Genomic DNA, 18,060 nt, shown 5'->3' with positions numbered 1-18,060 from the left:
TACACGCTAAGACGTCCTTTCAGGGACTAGGGTAAGACTATGACGGATGAATCAACCGCGTCGGAGTTGGTCGCGGATGGGGATATTGCCATCGTCGGGATGTCCGTGCACTTGCCGGGCGCGGCATCACTGGCAGAGTATTGGCGAAACTTGCGCGATGGTGTGTCGTCGATCCACCGTCTGAGCGATGACGACCTGACCAAGGCAGGCGTGCAGCCCGGTCTTATGCGGCACCGTGACTATGTCCCCTATGCTGCGCGGCTAGACAGGTTCGATCATTTTGATGCCGACTTCTTTGGCCTGTCGCCCAAAGACGCTGCGATCATGGATCCGCAGCACCGGCAATTTCTTGAATGTGCGTGGGAGGCTTTCGAGAACGCGGGCCACATGCCCGAACGTCATGACGGGCGCATTGGTGTGTTTGGTGGCTGTGGCATGGGCAGCTATTTCTACGTCAACCTGTGTTCAAACCCTGATCTGGTAGAAAACACCGGCATGTTCCTGTTGCGCCATACGGGCAATGACAAGGATTTCCTGACCACTCGTGTCAGCCACATTTTCGATCTTGATGGTCCATCGGTCAACGTGCAGACAGCTTGTTCGACCTCTTTGGTCGCCACGCATTATGCCTGCCAATCGCTGCTGAACGGTGAATGCGACATGGCGTTGGCAGGCGGAGTGACGATCGAACTGCCACAGGGGCAGGGCTATCTGTACAAGGAAAACGAAATCTTGTCGCCCGACGGTCAGTGCCACGCGTTCGATCACCGCGCGCAGGGTACGGTGTTCGGGTCTGGTGCGGGTGTGGTTGTGCTGCGCCGGCTGTCCGATGCCTTGGCTGATGGCGATCACATTTGGGCTGTGATCAAGGGCAGTGCCGTCAACAACGATGGAGCGGCCAAGGCGGGCTATCTTGCGCCCTCGGTTGACGGGCAGGCTGACGCCATCGCCGAAGCACATGCGATCGCAGGCGTTACTGCGGACAGCATTGACTATGTCGAATGTCACGGCACTGGCACCTATCTGGGCGATCCAATCGAAGTTGCCGCACTGACACAGGCGTTTCAGGCGACAAGCAACAAGGTTGGCCATTGCCGCATCGGGTCGGTCAAGACAAATATCGGCCACCTTGATACTGCCGCCGGGGTCGCTAGCCTCATCAAGGCGTCCATGGCGCTGCATCACCATCAGATGCCGCCAAGCCTCGGGTTCGAGAAACCGAACCCGGTGATTGATTTCGAAACTTCGCCGTTCCGGGTCAATGACCGCCTGACCGATTGGCCAAAGGCCGATCACCCCCGCCGTGCAGGTGTGAATTCGCTTGGCGTTGGGGGCACCAATGCGCATGTCGTCCTGCAAGAAGCGCCATCTGTCACAGCGCCGGACCAAAGCGATTGGCCGTTCCAGATCCTCACCGTATCAGGCCGCAACAATGCCGCGCTTGATGCGAACGCGGCTCAGCTTGCTGCGCATTTGCGGGCAAACACGGATCAACCGCTGGCCGATGTGGCCTGGACGCTTTGGACAGGTCGGCGCGCGTTTGAAAAGCGGCGCGTTGTGGTTGCATCTGATCATGCCGAAGCGGCGCGTCTGCTTGAACAAAAAGACACCCGGCGCGTGCACAGTCATGACGCTCTGACGAAACCGGACACCGTGTTCCTGTTTCCAGGTGGGGGTGCGCAATATGCCGGTATGGCGCGTGATCTTTACGAGACGGAACCTGTTTTTGCCGAATGGATGGATCGTGGGCTGACCCATCTGCAAACGCTTGATACGCGTGAAATTCACGCGCTTTGGCTTCCCGGTCCGGGGCAAGAGGCGCAGGCCGATAAGGTCTTGCGCACGCCATCGCTGCAACTGCCACTCATCATGATCGTCGAATATGCGCTGGCCCAGCTTTGGATGAGCTGGGGGGTGCAGCCCGCAGCGCTTACCGGTCATTCGATGGGGGAAAACACCGCTGCCTGTGTCGCCGGGGTCATGTCTTTTGAGGACTGTATTGGCCTTGTGCATCTGCGCGGCACGCTGTTCGATACTGTTGCAACAGGCGGCATGATTTCGGTCGCTCTGCCTGCGGAAGACCTGAAACCGCTCTTGGGCGATACGCTTGATCTGGGTGCGATCAACAGTCCGGGTCTGAGCGTTGCCTCGGGGCCAATCGCTGCTTTGGCGGCACTTGAACACGAGTTGACCCGCCGCGGGATCGAGCATCAGCGCATCCCGATCGACATTGCTGCGCATTCCCGGATGCTGGACCCGATCCTAGATCCGTTCCGCGCCTACCTGACCGCCATCCCTCTCAATCCGCCGCAAATCCCAATCACGTCCAACCGGACGGGCACTTGGATGACCGACGCTGAGGCGACCAGCCCGGACTATTGGGTGTCGCATTTGCGTGGCACGGTGAATTTCGCGGCCTGCCTCGATACGCTGTCGGACAAACCCAACCGCATCTATCTGGAGGTGGGGCCCGGCAAAGCGCTGTCCGCTCTCGCGCGCCAACCCGATGGCATCAGCGCCAACCAAGTGCTGTCGAGCCTCCGTCATCCAGATGAGTTGGTCGAAGACGACCGTCACATGCTCGAAGTGTTGGGGCGGATTTGGGCGCTTGGCGGGACTTTCGATTGGGAGCAAATCTGGGGTGACGCCCGCCGCAACCGCGTGCCGCTGCCCAGCTATGCGTTCCAGCGCGCCCGCTATTTCATCGAACCGGGCACGCCGCAAACGCACTCGGTATCGAATTTCCTGACCCGCATCGACGGCGTTGAAAACTGGGGTTGGACTCCGACTTGGCGTCCAGCCTACGCAGCCACGCCCGTAGATGTGCGCCGCGAACTGGACCGAGCCGACCTGCAAAGCTGGCTAGTGTTCATGGACGATACGGGCGTTGCATCCGCCGCTGCCAAGCGCCTGCGCGCCGCAGGCCATTCCATCGTTGAGGTGTGGCCTGGTGACAGCTTTGCCCGGCTGGATGACACAACGTATGTGCTGGCCCCCGAACGCGGGCGCGAAGGCTATGATCTTTTGTTCAGCGATATGCTGTCCCAAGGGTTGGTGCCAAGCCGTATCGCCCATTTTTGGGGAGTGACCAAGGATCAAAGCCATCGCCCCGGTTCTAGTTTCTTCCACCGGATGCAGGAACACGGATTTTATTCGCTGATGTTCATCGCGCAGGCGATTGCTGATGACTCTTTGCCAAAGCCGACCCAGATCACCGTGTTCACGAATGGCGCTTCCGCGCTATCGGACGAAGTGCTGGTAACGCCGGAAAAGGCGATCCTGTCTGGCCCTGTCCGTGTGATCCCGCGCGAGATACCGGGCCTCATGGTCAGTTCGGTTGATATGATTGTGCCAGAGAAACCCGGCAAACGCTTGTTCGGTACCAAACCCGATCAAGCCACGTTTGCGCAGGCGTGGGATATGCTGATTGATCAGGTGATCGAAGACATGATCGCCGACCCTTCAACCTCGATTGCCGCGCTTCGGGGGGAGAGGCGGTATGAGCAAAAGTTGCAAAAGACGCCGCTGACATCTGTGGTAGAGACAACATTGCGCAACCAAGGCACATTTTTGATCACGGGCGGGTTTGGAGGAATTGGCCTGACGATCGCCAAAGCGTTGGCCGAACGCAAATGCACCCTCGTGCTGACGGCGCGCGACGCGGTGCCGGACCGGACGGTCTGGGACCGATACCTGCACCGTCACGCACCACAGGACAAACAGGCCCGCCGCATCCGGGCGGTGCAAGAGCTTGAGGCGCTGGGCGCAACCGTACATACCTATGCCGCTGATGTTTGCAACCTGACCGATATGACCGCCGTGGTGGACAGTACCCTTGCCCAGACGTCGCGCATTGACGGGGTGATCCACGCCGCCGGTGTGATGGATGATGCCCCGCTTCTCGCAAAATCCACCGGGTCGGTTGAACGGGTCTTTTCTGCCAAGATCCATGGCACCAAGGTGCTGGATCAACTGTTCCCCGATGGATCGACTGATTTGATCGCACTTTTTGCATCTTCCTCAACCATGACCGCGCCTGCTGGTCAGATCGACTATGTCGCGGCCAATGAATACCTCAACGCCTATGCGCAATCGCGCAAGGGCGGCGCGACCAAGGTGGCTGCGATCAACTGGGGCATCTGGTCCGGAGTTGGCATGGCTGCTGATGCCTTGGCTGACCGCATTGGTTATAGCGAACCGACACAGTTCACCAAAGTTGATCTGCCCCTGTTGCACGAAACCGGCTTTGATCCGGCAGGGCACCGCCTGTTTGGCGCACGCTACAGCACGCAGGACTGGTTCATCGACGAACACCGCACCGGCCAAGGTGACGCGCTTTTCCCCGGTGCTGGCTATCTGACATTGGCAGCGCAGGCGTTGCGTGGGCAGGGCGAGACCGACAGTTTTGCAATTCGCAACATGACGTTCCTGCGCCCGCTGCACGTGGTCGAGGGTGCACAGCGTGACATCCGCCTGCGTCTGATCCGACGCGATACGGGCTATCACATGGATGTGCTGGGGAGTTGCACCCATGAGGGGCGGGCGGGCTTTGTGCCGACGGTCACCGCTGATCTGTCCCTTATCCCAGAAGCCGCACCAAAACCGATCAACATAAAGGCCATTCGCGCCCGCTGTGGTGTGGCTCGAACCGCCACCACCGGGGCCAAGCTTGACGCTGCGCAGGAAACGCAACTGGCCTTTGGCCCGCGTTGGAAAGTGCTGGATGGCTACGCTTATGGTCAGGGCGAAGGCATTGCCGATCTCTCGCTGAATTCTGCGGCGCGCAATGATGAGGGGTGGCATTTCCACCCTGCGTTGCTCGACATTGCCACGGGCTGGGCGATGGAACTGATCGAGGGCTATCGCGCCGACAAACTGTGGGTGCCGGTGTCGTATGACAGCGTGCGTGTGTACCACCGCTTGCCCGACCGCATCATCAGTTGGGTCCGCTCTGCGGGCAGCAATCGCAACGAAGATGAAACCGCGTCTTTCGACATCACCTTGGCCACGCCTGATGGAACGGTGTGCTTTGAGATTGAAGGCTTTTCGATCAAGCGCCTGTCGGACATGGCTGCTTTGTCGGCTCCTATCAAAGTCACCAAGTCGGAATTTGAACCCGCCGACTTCAGCCGGGCGACACAACCGCTCTCCTCCGCCGAGGAACGGTTCCAGCATAACCTGTCTCAGGGCATTCCATCCGCTGATGGTGCCGACGCGTTTTTGCGTGCCATTGGACGCAATGCGCCCCAGACCTATGTCTCGTCACTGGATATGGAAGCGCTGATTGAACAAGCGGGGGCCACCACCGACACTGGATCCGAGACGCAGAAATTTGACCGTCCGCAGCTAGATGGCGACTATGCGGCGCCCGAAACCGAGGTGGAACGCACCCTTGTTGGCATTTGGGAAGACCTGCTTGGCGTGCAGAATATCGGCGTAGAGGACAGTTTTTTTGATCTTGGGGGGCATTCGCTTATTGCGGTGCGCCTGTTTGCCAAGGTGCGCAAAACCTACAATGTTGATTTCCCGATCTCGATCCTGTTCGAGGCCCCGACGATCCGCGCCTGCGCTGCGTTGATCCAAGACCGCACCGGGATATCGGAAACGCCCCAAACGCAAGGTGCAAAACCAAAACCCAAGACACGGCGCTTCAAGCATCTCGTTGCCATGCATGACGGTGAGGGCGGACCAAAGACGCCATTCTTTCTTGTCGCGGGTATGTTTGGAAACGTGCTTAACCTGCGACATCTGGCGCAGCTATTGGGCACGGACCGACCGTTCTATGGGCTTCAGGCCAAAGGGCTTTATGGTGATGAAACCCCGCACAGGTCGATCCGGGATGCTGCGCGCGATTACATTGCCGAGATGAAGCAGGTCCAACCCCAAGGGCCCTATTTCATCGGTGGTTTTTCGGGCGGCGGGATCACCGCCTATGACATCGCGCATCACCTGCGTGCGATGGGGGACGAGGTTGCGCTGGTGGTTCTGCTGGATACCCCTTTGCCGCAGCGCCGTCCGCTGCACCGCCGTGACCGGCTGCTGATCCAATGGCAGGAAACCCGGCGCAAGGGATTGGCCTATCCGTTTGTCTGGCTGCGCAACCGCATCCGCTGGGAGATCGAAAAACGCAAGGCGACCGGTGAAACCCGGACCGCTCACAGTTTCCACAATGCCGAGATCGAACAGGCGTTCCTGCACGCTGTCTCCACCTACGAAATGCAGCCCTGGGGTGGGCGCATCGCGCTCTTCCGCCCGCCCTTAGTTGGGACCTGGACAGTGTCGGATGGACGGCTGGTCAACCACGAACGGGCTTATCTGTTCGATGATAACGATTGGGGCCAATATGCCCCGCAGATCGAAGTCTTCGAAGTGTCGGGCGACCATGACAGCATGGTACTTGAACCAAATGTTCGGGTTCTGGCCAGCTATTTGCGCAATGTCATCACCACGACCGAAGCGTCGGTGGCGGGCAAAGGCGCAGTTTTGACATTCAAGGCTTCAGAGGCCGCGGAGTAACCTGTATGACGCATATCGTCGTTGTTGTTCTCAACTACAAAACACCCGACCTGTCGGTTAAAGCGGCGCAATCCGCGGCCGCTGCGATGGGCGGTTTTAGGGGCGCAATTGTGCTGGTCGATAACGACTCGCCCGACGCGTCCTTTCAGCAGATGCAGGCTGGCGTGCGCGCGGCCACTTGGCCCGATCATCTTGAGGTGCAGGTCTTGCAATCAGGGCGCAATGGCGGCTTTGGCGCGGGCAATAATTTTGGCATCCGCGCTGGGCTAGAGATCTGCCCGGATGCGGAATTTGTCTATATCCTCAACCCGGATGCACAGGTTGAACCAGATGCAATTGCGGCGCTGGTCGATTACCTGAACACCCATCCCAAAGCCGCGATTGCCGGAAGCTGGATCTACGGTGAAGATGGGGCCAACCATTGCAGCGCGTTCCGCTTTCCTGGCCTGGCCTCTGAATTCGAGGCGTCGGCCCGGATCGGGCCAATGACCAAACTACTCAAAAAATATGTGCTGCCGCTACATGTGCCCGCCGCCTCTGGCCCGGTAGGTTGGATCGTCGGTGCGTCGATGTTGGTGCGGACCAGTGTGCTGAAGGACATTGGTTTGTTTGACGAAACGTTCTTTCTGTATTTCGAAGAAACCGATCTGTGCCTGCGCGCCCACCGTGCCGGTCACGAGGTGCATTTTGTGCGCGAAAGCCGTGTTTGCCATATAGGCTCAGTCTCAACCGGGATGGGCACATGGAAGCGCACGCCATCCTATTGGTACGAAAGCCGCTGGTACTATTACAGCAAGAATTACAGCCGCGCGTATGCAATGGCGGCAACCATCCTTAATGCGATTGGCACGACGTTTTGGCGTTTGCGGCGGCGGATCGAAGGTAAGCCGAACACCGATGCCAATCGCTTTGTCCGGGACCTGATCGCGCATGATGTTCAGGCGCTGTTCCGCCCGATCCCTGATGCGTCGATCCGTGCCATCGGATTGCGCCCGGAGCCTGCGCTTCAGACCAGTTTGGATGGATCATGAGCAAATTTGACAGCATCATCATTGGCGACGAAAGCCTGACGCACCATTGCGCCGAAACCCAGTTGAATCAGGGACATCGGCTGAGTGCTTTGGTGACTGACAATCCTGATTTGGCGGAATGGGCCATGTCCCGCAACCTGCGGGTTGAAGCGCATGGTCCTGATCTGGCGGCACGCCTGTCCGGCTTGTCCGTCGACTGGGTGCTGAGCATTGCCAACCTCAAGATCCTGCCGCCCGAAGTTCTCGCGCTGGGCCACAAAGGTGCTGTGAACTTTCATGACGGGCCGCTGCCGAAACATGCCGGGTTGAATGCGCCGATCTGGGCACTGATCGAAGGCGAGGTGGCGCACGGCATCACGTGGCACCTGATTGATGGCGGTATCGACACCGGCGACATCCTTGTGCAGCGCAGTATCGACATCTTGCCCGAGGACACCGCCCTGTCACTCAACACCAAATGTTACGAGGCCGGGCTGACCAGTTTCCCCGACCTTTTGGAAGAGCTCGTAGGCGGTCTGCCCAATCGGCGCGCACAGAACAGTGCGCAGCGCAGCTATCACGCGCTGACCGACCGGCCACAAGCAAACGGTGTGTTGCGCTTTGATCAACCAGCAGAACAGGCCTTGCGCCTGATCCGCGCGCTGGATCATGGCAGCTACTGGAACCCGATATGCACACCCAAGCTGCGTATGAAAGGCATGGTTGTGCATATCGGCACTGCGACGGTTACCCCAAGTAGCGCCGCTGTGGGTACAGTGATTGATGTGACTGACACGTCGCTGACAATCACTTTTGCCGATGCCGCGTTATGCCTGAATGACCTGACTGGTGCGGATGGGAAACCAGTCTGCCCCGCCAACCACATCACCCTTGGAGAGACGCTAACCGACCTGACCGAAGCGGAAAGCACTGACATCACCGCCTGCATGCAGCGTGTCGCCAAACATGAGGGCAAGTGGCGCGGCACGCTCTTGGGTACCGTCCCGCTGTCATTGCCGTTTGTCAAATCTGGTGGACTGGCGGCTGTCAGAACCGAACCTACCCAGATCGTGGCAGATCACCTAGCCCAGGCGCTGGCCATTCTGACGGACGGCATGTCTGCTCAAGCTGACACCAGCCTCGCGCTGTCCAACCCGTCGCTGATCGCAGGTGCGCACATGGGCCTTGTCTGCCCTTGGGTGCCCGTAAGCGCCGCGACCCTCAAGCAGTGCATCCCGACAATCGAGACCGGCTTTGCCACTGATTTGCCCCTGCGCGATCCGTCCCTGTCACCGCTTCTAACGCCGGGCTTGGGCTTGTCGCTGAACGCTGGTGCGATCCCGGGTGCTGCAATCACCTTCGAGCTGACAGGCAACACTGTGTCTGCGCATATCGACGACGCGCGTATCGCACCGGATTTCGCGCATGTTTTGATCCGCCGTATCCGCTGGATCGCGGATCAATTGTCCGACGGCAAAGTGCCAGAGGCGATTGACACCTTGCCGCCCGGTGAACGCCGCGACGTGTTGGAGACACACAACTCAACCGTGCATGGCATTGACGGCCCCGCCACGATGCATGCTGCTTTCGAAGCGCAGGTCGCCCGGACCCCCGATGCACCCGCCCTGGTGTTCGAGAATGACACGATCAGCTTTGCCAGCCTGAACGCCCGCGCCAACCGCGTGGCCCACACCTTGCGCAACATGGGCGTAAAGCCTGACACGATGGTCGGCCTGCACTGCCGTCGCGGGCCAGACCTGATCGCTGCGGCACTGGGAATTCTCAAGGCAGGCGGCGCATACCTGCCGCTTGACCCTGACTATCCAAAGGACCGCCTTGCGCATTATCTCAAAGACAGTGCTGCATCTGTGCTCATCACCCAAAGCAGCCAGCGCGCAGGTCTGCCGCCAACACAGGCAGACCTGATGGTCATCGACAATGACTCACGCTTGGCAATGGCCGCGTCGGACAACCCGGCACCGGCAGCTGCGCCTGAAAACCTTGCCTATGTGATTTACACCTCTGGATCGACCGGTATGCCTAAAGGCGTCATGGTTGAGCATCGCAACGTAGTGAACTTTTACGCAGGCATGGATGCCGTTGTGCCTGATCGCGACGGGGCGACATGGCTTGCCGTAACCAGCCTGAGCTTCGATATCTCGGTGCTCGAACTGTTTTACACAATGTCGCGCGGGATCAAGGTTGTCCTGCCCAGTACCAGCAAACGGGGTTTGCTGTCGGGTGGTCCTGTGCGCAAACGCGGCGCAGGCATGGAGTTTTCGATCTACTATTGGGGCAACGATGACGGTGTGGGGCGGGACAAATACCGCCTGCTGCTGGACGGGGCGAAGTTTGCCGATGAAAATGGGTTCTGTGCCGTCTGGACACCGGAACGTCATTTCCACGCCTTTGGCGGGCCCTATCCGAACCCGTCCGTCACGGGTGCGGCTGTGGCCGGTGTGACCAAGAATATTGGTGTGCGCGCGGGCAGCTGTGTCGCCCCTTTGCACCACCCCGCCCGTATCGCTGAGGAATGGGCGGTCATCGACAACCTGACCAACGGGCGCGCAGGGCTTGCCATTGCAAGCGGCTGGCAGCCGGATGATTTTGTCCTGCGCCCCGAAAACACCCCGCCTGACAACAAATCCGCGATGTTTGATGCCATCGATCAGGTGCGCAAGCTGTGGTGTGGTGACCCCGTCGCGTTCCCGCGCAAAGACGGCCAGATGCACGAGGTGATCACCCAACCACGCCCCGTCTCCAAGGAACTGCCGATCTGGGTCACAACCGCGGGCAATCCCGAAACGTGGCGCGAGGCCGGGAAAAACGGCACCAATGTCCTGACCCACCTTTTGGGCCAATCGATTGACGAGGTTGCGGAAAAGATCACGCTTTACCACCAAGCGCTGCGCGAGGCCGGGCACGCTCCGGATGATTTCACCGTCACGTTGATGCTACACACCTGCCTGTCCGACACCCGCGACCATGCGCGCGAGATTGCCCGTGAACCGATGAAGGATTACCTGCGCTCGGCTGCTGGCCTGATCAAGCAATACGCCTGGGCGTTTCCGGCCTTCAAAAAACCCCTTGGTGTCAAAAACGCGTTCGAACTCGACCTAGGCGATCTGAGCGAGGAGGATCTTGAGGGCATCCTCGATTTCGCTTTTGAACGCTATTTCAATGAGTCCGGTTTGTTTGGCACCATTGACGATGCGCTGGCCCGTGTGGACCAACTCAAGGCCATTGGTGTGGGCGAAATCGCCTGTCTCATCGACTATGGCATCGACACGGATCAAGTTCTCGAAGGGCTACAACCATTGGCCGAGGTGGTGCGCCAGTCCGCCGCTGCGCCCGCTCACGAAGAAGCAGATTTCTCGATCGCAGCGATGCTTGCCCGGCACGACGTGACGCATATGCAATGCACCCCTTCTATGGCGCGGATGATTGCGGTGGATGATGGCGCCCGCGCGCAGTTGCGTGGTCTCAAGCACCTGCTCCTTGGCGGCGAGGCTTTGCCCGGTGCGTTGGTTGCGGACCTGGCCAACGCCACGGATGCCATTATCACCAATATGTACGGACCCACAGAGACCACCATCTGGTCATCGACCGAACGCGCCACCGCAGACGAGGCGACGGTCAATATCGGTCGCCCCATCACCAATACGCAGCTTTACGTCCTTGATAATGCTTTGAATCCGGTTGGCATCGGCGCAGAAGGCGAGCTTTGGATCGGTGGCGCGGGTGTGACCCGTGGCTACTGGAACCGGGCGGACCTGACGGTGGACAGGTTCCGCGACAACCCATTTGGGCCCGGGCGCATCTACTGCACGGGTGATCTGGTGCAGCGCCGTCCCGATGGCCGCCTGAATTTTCTGGGCCGGGTGGATCATCAGGTCAAATTGCGTGGATTCCGCATCGAACTGGGCGAGATTGAAAGCGCGCTTCAAAACGTGCCAGGTATCACACAGGCGATTGTGCTGGCCCGCGAAGATACCCCCGGAGATGTGCGTCTGGTGGCCTATCTGACTGCTACGACGGCGATTGATACAAAGGCCCTGCGCAGCGATTTGGCCACCCGACTGCCAGACTACATGATCCCGGCGTATTTCGTGACGCTTGACGCGTTTCCAGTCACACCGAACCAAAAGATCGATCGCAATGCGCTGCCTACACCTGTGGCGGCAACAGCCGGGCCCAAGCCGCAGGTTTTGCCCGCGGCACATCCCAATGCAGGGCAGGCGGAGGATGCGCTCTGCGTGCGCGTTGCCGCCATCTGGACAGAGGTGCTGGGCGTTCAGTCAATGCAGCCTGATGACAATTTCTTCGATCTTGGTGGCCATTCCCTTTTGGCGGTGCAGACCCACCGCGTGTTGCGGGATCGGCTGGGTGTGGCAAAGCTGTCGATCACCGACATTTTCCAGTTCCCGACTCTGGGCGCTTTGGCGGATCGCTTGGCCAAGCTGGGTGCTGGGTCAAACGGTCAGGCTAAGGCTGGCACGATCACATCTTTGCCAAACCCCGTCGCCACGGATCGTGCACAGGCGCGGTCTGATGCGATGGCACGCCGCCGCGCGATGCGCGCCTGTCGTCAGGCCTGACAGATGAAGACAGCGTACGGATTTCTTGCGGGTGTTGCAGTCCTTGGAAGCGCGGTTGCCGTTTGGGGGTTCCTCACTGCGCCGACGGGGCTATCGCCAGAGCAGTTGGAAGCGCGCTATGAAACGCCTTTGCAAGCGCCGACTGGCCCGCTCAGCGTTTACCACCTTGGTCATTCGCTGGTCGGGCGCGACATGCCTGCGATGCTGGCGCAATTGGCCGGCCATGACCACGCCTCGCAATTGGGATGGGGCACACCGCTGAAGGCGCATTGGGAACCGGACGAGCCAATCCAAGGCTTTGACACCGAAAATGCCCATGCCCAGTACCGCGATGCCAAAGAAGCGCTGGCCAGTGGGGACTACGGTGCGTTCGTTCTGACCGAGATGGTCGAGATTGAAGCTGCGATCGCGTATTTCGAATCCCCGATCTACGTCGAAAAATGGGTGGGCGCCGCACGGGACGGCAACCCCGAGATCCGAACATATCTTTACGAATCCTGGCATGACCTCAACGATCCGCAAGGCTGGCTGAATCGACTGGATGCAGACCCGGCCCGGTATTGGGAGGGTGTGCTTTTGTCACAAGCGATGGCGCATCAACCCGATGCCAACCCGATTTATGTCATCCCGGCAGGCCGCGTCATGGCAGAACTTGTCCGCCGCATTGAAAACGGCACAGGCGTTGATGGCATGACGTCCCGCGAACACCTTTTTGCCCGTCTCGAAGACGGGTCTTTGGACACAATTCATGTCAACGATCTGGGGGCCTACCTTGTTGCGTTGACACATTATGCCGTTCTCTATCAGCGATCTCCCGTGGGCTTGCCTGCCCAGCTCAACCGCTTTGACGGCACCCCGGCAGAGGCCCCAAGCCCCTTGCTGGCAAAGCTGATGCAGCAAACTGTGTGGGATGTTGTCTCGGACTTGCCGATTACCGGCATCCCCCGGAACTGATCCTCCAACCACCTTCAAACTGCTGTCCCACTGCCAGGAATGGAAACGCGTTGTTTCCATTCCTGCAAACCTTTGCTGTCGCATTCTCGCCTTGTTTTGGCTAAATTGTGTCTTGTTCGGGGCGGGGTGTCATAGTTTGACCTCAACTTGGGCAAGGCGGGGGCCTTGGTACTGGAGTTGATCGCGTGTTGTATTTTCAGTCGTTCGAAGAGGTCTTCTCCGCGCTCAAGCGGCGCATGGGTTTGATTGTCCTGAGCACATTGATCGGGTGCATTGTGTCGGTCGCGGTCGCGCTGACACGCGTTCCTGTCTACAACGCGATTGCCGTTGTGCAGATCGAAGACCCTCAGGTGGCAAGCACCAACTCCACTCCGGGGGCTGCAACGGATGCGCGCGGTGGTCTTGATACACGCCGCACTGTGCGTCTGATCGAACAGCGCGTCATGTCGCGTGGCTCGCTGGTCGAGATCATGGACACCCATAACCTCTTCAATGACGACCCAAGCATGACACTGACGGAACGTCTGACCGCGATGCGCGAGTCTGTCACGATTGACGCCATTCTTGCGGGCGAAGCATGGCAGCCGAACCAATCCGTGTCCGGAATGGTGATCGAGGTTAACCTGAACGATCCCCAGGTCGCTGCTGACGTGGCCAACGATATTCTGGCCCGCGTGTTGGAAGAAGCGCGTACCCGAAGCGTGGATCGCGCACAGGTTGAGCTTGAGTTCTTTAACGTCGAAGAGACGCGTATCCGGACCGAGATCATTGCCGCTGAATCCATCATTTCTGGCTACAAATCCGCCAATGCTGAAGTACTGCCTGCCAACATTTCGATCCTACAGGGTGAGTTGACCACGTTGAATGCGTCGCTGCTAACCCTGCGCCAGCAGATCGTTGGTCTTGACTCAAACAGCAGCCGCGTGCGCCCCGAAGCGTTGCAGCGTCAGGTGTCCGTGCTTGAAGACCAGATTGCCTTGATCGAAAATCGTACATCGCAAATCACTGCGCTGCTCACCCGCGCCCCTTCGGTGGAGCGTGAATTGGCCTCTCTGGAACGCGAATTGGCACAATTGAACGAACAGTTTACCGTTATTTCGCGTCGCAAGGCTGATGCTGAAATGAGCCAGAGCCTTGAGCAGCAGCGCCAGTTGGCCCGTTTTGAAGTGCTTGAGCCCGCAATCGCCCCGGTCTACGCAATTTCGCGCAGCAAACGGTCAATAGCGATGTTGGGTGGCGTGGCCAGCTTGATGATGGGTGTGGGTCTGGCGTTTGTTCTAGAATTGCTGAACCCGCCGATCCGCAACGCAGCCCAGATGGAACGTATCCTTGGCTTGCGTCCTGTGATTTCGGTCCCGATGCTGGGTACAGTGTCGTCTGATGTCAGCAAGAAAAAGCGCAATGGTTCCAAGTTTGGGTTGGGCATCCTTGCGGCGATGTTTATGGGCTTGATTGGGCTGATCGCAAAGCCGCTGGCGAACCTCGCGGGTTTGTCAGTGTCGCCGCGCCGCGCACAGTGAGCGCTGCTTAGTAGGTGTAATCGCCCGTTTCGGCCTGTTCAGCCTTGTTCAGGACAACGCCCAGGAGCGGAATGTTTTCGCCGATCCGACGTTCCGTTTCCTTGATGTCGTTGGCCTTGGTCATTCCGCCCGCCGCCACGATCAACAATGCATCCATGTGAGGGCGCATCGCGATTACGTCATCATTCAATAGCGCGGGTGGCAGGTCGAACAGCATCACGTCAGGCGCGAACTGTTCTTCGATCTGGTTGAGCACCCGCTGGGTGGACGGATCTTGCAACAGCTCTGCGGCATAGGGCTCGACGATCCCGTTGAATCCGATTGCCACATGCGATCCGGCCGAAATTGAATTTGAGGCAAAACCCTGCAAATGGGCGTCCGGCGCTATCTCTTCGCGCAGCATGTCCCCGATAGCGCCTGTGTCTCTGACACCAAAGATCTTGTGCAGGCTCGGGTTTCGCATGTCGAGGTCAAGCAGCACGGTCCGGCAGTTTTCCTGCCGCGAAAGACTGATCGCCAGATTGGCCGCTGTAAAGGTTTTGCCGCAATCCTTGGTCGGTGACGTAATCGCAACCCGCTTCCACCCGTTTTCCGCCAACGCCTGAAGCATGCGTGTCCGCAGGATATCAAACCGCGTATGGGACGGATCGGTGCGCAGCGCGGTGATCACATGGCGTTCATCCAGCCGCCGTTCGTCCAACGGAAACCGGTCAATGCTGCGCCAGCATTCTTCGGGATCATTTAGCAGCTTTTTCGGGGCGCTGGCCAGAACAAGGGGCGCTTTGGGCTTTGCCGCACTCTCTTTTTGACGTGCTTGTGCAGCGCGTGCTGTTTCGGCCTCGTGTTCGGCTTCAAGGCGCTGTTTCTCGCGCTCGGCTTCAAGGGCAGCGGCCTTTTTTGCCGCGATCCTACGTTCGGTTTCCAATTCCGCGTCACGCCGCTTTTGCGCCTCAAGCTCGGCCTCTCGTTGCAACTCGGCTTGGCGCGCCACTTCGGCTGTGCGCAGGCGTTCCGCTTCGATCTCGGCTTGGCGCGGACGCTCTGCCTCGCGCTCGGCGCGCAACTGCAACAGCGCCTCTTTTTCCGCGATCAGCGCTTCCAGGTCTTCCATTGAAGCATCGTATTGCGGCTTGGGTTCAGGGCGCTTTGGAGGCTCCGCAGGCACACCCGCCCCACGCCGGTTCCGGCGTTGGAATTTGGGCTGCTCGGTCATGTTTCAGCCTCGTTGCGGGGCATTGTCACCTTCCGGTTTTCATCCACGGGCAAGCCGCATGCAAACGGTCTGACAGCGTAATCTGTCAAGAATACGACCGATTTGAGGGGATTGTTGATCACATGACAGCGATCAAAACCCAAACAGGTTCGCTTTGCCAATCGCCTCTTTGATAAAACGCGCCTTGTCCTGTTCCGGGGCCCAGCCCAGCTCTGCTTTTGGTTTTGTGTTCACAAACGGAGACAGATGCGCCCGGCTTTTCCAATCGGCCAGCGACGGACGGGTCAACCCCTTGCGGCGCAGCGCATACACTTTGAGCATATGCTTTACCGCATCCGCCGCCCAGAACAGGGTCAGATTCCCGGTACTGACCCGCACGCGCGCACCCAATGCTGTGTGGATCGCATCAAAATAGCCTTTGCCCGACAGCATCGGTTCGCCGATCAGGTTATAGCTTTGACCCACCGCATCAGGATGGTCCCCCATCAGGATCAGCCCTTCGGCCACGTCGTCGATCAGCACAAAGGGCAGGATGTTCAGACCATTGCCCCATATGCGCACCGCGCCTGCACCATGCCAGCGCCCAATGCCCCAATGCTGCAACGGTCCGCCATGGCCCACAACAATTCCCGGACGCGCGATCACCAAGGGCAACCCATCGCGCCGGTGCATCTCCATCAGACGCTTTTCGCATTCCGCCTTGGACCGCGCATACATGTTGCGGTCGCTCATATCGGTGGGAAATGCGACGTCCTCGGTGATCTTTTGCAAAGGCGAGGACATGTCGTAGCTGGCAATCGTGCCGGTATAGACCAGCCGTTTGACGCCCGCCTCTTGGCAGGCTTCGGCAATGCGCACGGCCACGCCCACGTCATGTTCAAGCGCCTCGTCCCAGGTGCCTTCCAGTGACCGCGCAAGGTTAAACACCACGTCGATCCCCTGCATCGCATCGACCAATGCGGCCTTGTCATACAGCGACACACCCACGGTTTCGACCTCATCGGACAGGTCGGGGAAGGGGCCGTGTTTGCCCCGGCTTAGAACGCGCACATCTTGCCCCTTGGCAACCAAGGCGCGGGTCAATGCCCGACCGATAAAGCCGGTGCCGCCAATCACCATCGCGGTTGCCTTAGGATCGCGCGTTTTCTGTTTCGGTGCAGCGGGTTTGAGGTCGGCGTCCGGCAGTAAGGCCAAAGCCTGATCAAGGGCGTGCATCACCGCGACAGCGCTAGCACCCGAGAAGCGCGCATCTGCCGGAACATCACGCCGCAATGCCCCATAGACAGCCGCATCCATGCCTTGAAAGCTGAGCGCGTAGGGAGACTTGCGATTTAGCGATGCGACCTGCGTAAAGGTGTTGCCCAGCCCTTCGCGCAGGTGTTGCCAGCTCAGGTCCAGTTGCCGCCGAAGCGGGTTGAGCACCAGATCAGACGCGTTCTCGCGCTCTACCACCAAGGTGTCTGCGGCAAAGTCCAACCGCGCCCGTCCTGACGATCCACGCAGTGTCAGGGATCGGTCGTCTATCGTTTCCACCATCGAGATGGTCAGATTGACATCCACATCACCGGCCCGCGCCATGATGCGCCATGCCTGATGGCGGGTGTCGTTGCCCGGCAGGTCAATAGGTTTCGACAGATGCACCGATACAATATCCGGCGCTCCAAACAGGTCGACGATGAACCCCATCAAATGCGGTCCAAGCTCAAGCAGCAGGTTTTTCGGGTCGCGCAGCAGCCAGATGCCAAACGGCCCCGACCGCAGCGGCGCAAGCGGAAGGCACCAATGCACTTCGGCCACTGACACGCGACCCAGATCGCCCGTGGCCAGCATGGCTTTCAACCGCTCGTAAGACGGCAGGCCCATGAAGTTGTGCCCGGCATGAAACCGCACGCCGTTTTCTTGCGCCACAGCTTCGATCTCGGCGGTCTGGGCAGCTGTGGTTGCAACCGGCTTTTCCACCAGCACATGCACTCCGCCCCGAAGGCATTGGAGTGCCAGCGGATGATGCAGATGCGGCGGCGTCAGGATATGCACCGCATCGCAGACACCCGCCTCAATCAGGTCGCCGACATCTGCGAACACCGGCACGCCCAACCCGTCAGCCAGCGCCTTGGCTGCTGCTTCGGACGGGTCGCAGACGGCTGAGATTTCGACCCCGTCGGTCGCGCGCAACGCATCCGCGTGCCAGCTTGCGATATAGCCCGCACCAATCAGGCCAACCCGTATTTTCGAAGACGCCATACGCCCAA

Annotated in this window: 7 protein-coding genes; 5 read left to right on the top strand and 2 right to left on the bottom strand. The window is 59.3% G+C overall.

Translation table 11 applies throughout. The features are described 5' to 3' along the window. Positions 1–39 precede the first annotated feature (39 nt). From ACSHXH_RS05235 to ACSHXH_RS05215, 5 genes are all read left to right on the top strand, one after another. Positions 40–6,516, top strand: coding sequence for an SDR family NAD(P)-dependent oxidoreductase (locus ACSHXH_RS05235; protein ID WP_435670720.1), 6,477 nt, complete (start codon positions 40–42; stop codon positions 6,514–6,516). Between the two features lie 5 nt (positions 6,517–6,521). Next, positions 6,522–7,547, top strand: a complete 1,026-nt coding sequence (locus tag ACSHXH_RS05230) for a glycosyltransferase family 2 protein (protein WP_435670719.1) — start codon at positions 6,522–6,524, stop codon at positions 7,545–7,547. Continuing rightward, a complete protein-coding gene (locus ACSHXH_RS05225; RefSeq protein WP_435670718.1) occupies positions 7,544–12,124 on the top strand; it encodes a MupA/Atu3671 family FMN-dependent luciferase-like monooxygenase in 4,581 nt (1,526 codons plus the stop codon). Before ACSHXH_RS05230 ends, ACSHXH_RS05225 begins: the two co-directional genes overlap by 4 nt. 3 nt (positions 12,125–12,127) lie before the next feature. Continuing rightward, positions 12,128–13,078, top strand: a complete 951-nt coding sequence (locus ACSHXH_RS05220) for a hypothetical protein (RefSeq protein WP_435670717.1) — start codon at positions 12,128–12,130, stop codon at positions 13,076–13,078. A 185-nt stretch (positions 13,079–13,263) separates the two neighbouring features. Further along, positions 13,264–14,598, top strand: a complete 1,335-nt coding sequence (locus ACSHXH_RS05215) for a Wzz/FepE/Etk N-terminal domain-containing protein (protein WP_435670716.1) — start codon at positions 13,264–13,266, stop codon at positions 14,596–14,598. A 7-nt stretch (positions 14,599–14,605) separates the two neighbouring features. On the opposite strand, the gene ACSHXH_RS05210 is transcribed toward ACSHXH_RS05215, so the two are convergent. After that, on the bottom strand, positions 14,606–15,811 hold the full coding sequence (locus tag ACSHXH_RS05210; RefSeq protein WP_435670715.1) for a P-loop NTPase: 1,206 nt from the start codon (positions 15,809–15,811) through the stop codon (positions 14,606–14,608). A 132-nt stretch (positions 15,812–15,943) separates the two neighbouring features. Continuing rightward, a complete protein-coding gene (locus ACSHXH_RS05205) occupies positions 15,944–18,052 on the bottom strand; it encodes an NAD-dependent epimerase/dehydratase family protein (RefSeq protein WP_435670714.1) in 2,109 nt (702 codons plus the stop codon). Positions 18,053–18,060 lie beyond the last annotated feature (8 nt).

This window comes from Marivita sp., assembly GCF_051251565.1.
Lineage (GTDB): Bacteria > Pseudomonadota > Alphaproteobacteria > Rhodobacterales > Rhodobacteraceae > Marivita.
This window is presented reverse-complemented; position numbering and strand designations above follow the sequence as displayed.